This is a genomic window from Proteus sp. fly-1067 (assembly GCF_040139345.1).
GTDB classification, from domain to species: domain Bacteria; phylum Pseudomonadota; class Gammaproteobacteria; order Enterobacterales; family Enterobacteriaceae; genus Proteus; species Proteus vulgaris_B.
Map to the genome: position 1 here is coordinate 1 of NZ_JBEEUL010000114.1, position 420 is coordinate 420.

1 protein-coding gene and 1 pseudogene are annotated in these 420 nt (G+C 45.0%); both read right to left on the reverse strand.

Annotated elements, in window-relative coordinates:
• A pseudogene (locus ABN217_RS19460) lies at positions 1-89 on the reverse strand (sulfurtransferase complex subunit TusC); the annotation flags it as partial.
• Between the two features lie 7 nt (positions 90-96).
• On the reverse strand, positions 97-420 hold a 324-nt coding region (gene tusD / locus ABN217_RS19465), incomplete at its 5' end, for a sulfurtransferase complex subunit TusD (protein WP_349459885.1).

Here is a 420-nt window from a genome sequence, read left to right on the forward strand (position 1 = left end):
GCGGATGTGGCTAATAGCGCATCCAGCCCTTCACGACCACTGTTATTTCCATGGGGCATTGATGTAAAAACAAAGGCAAATTTTTTCATGTCAGCCTCAGAAACGGATGGTTCGGTCTGCTATCATCATTGCCTCAGCTAAACTTCCTAGCCCACTCATGGTAAAACCGGCACCTAAGTTGTTTGATGGCAATCTTAATAGTTTAGCTTGCTCATCATCAACAACTCCTCGACGAAGTGCCGCAGAAACGCAAATGTGCATTTCACAGCCCGCTGTTTCTGCCAGTTGCTGCCATGCTTTAACTAAATTGAACTCATCATTGGCGGGGGAGGTTAATTCGTTCGCATTTGCCACTCCTTCACTATAAAAAAAGAGTGTTTTTAAGCGGTGCCCTTCTTTCAGAAGAGCACAAGCAAATTG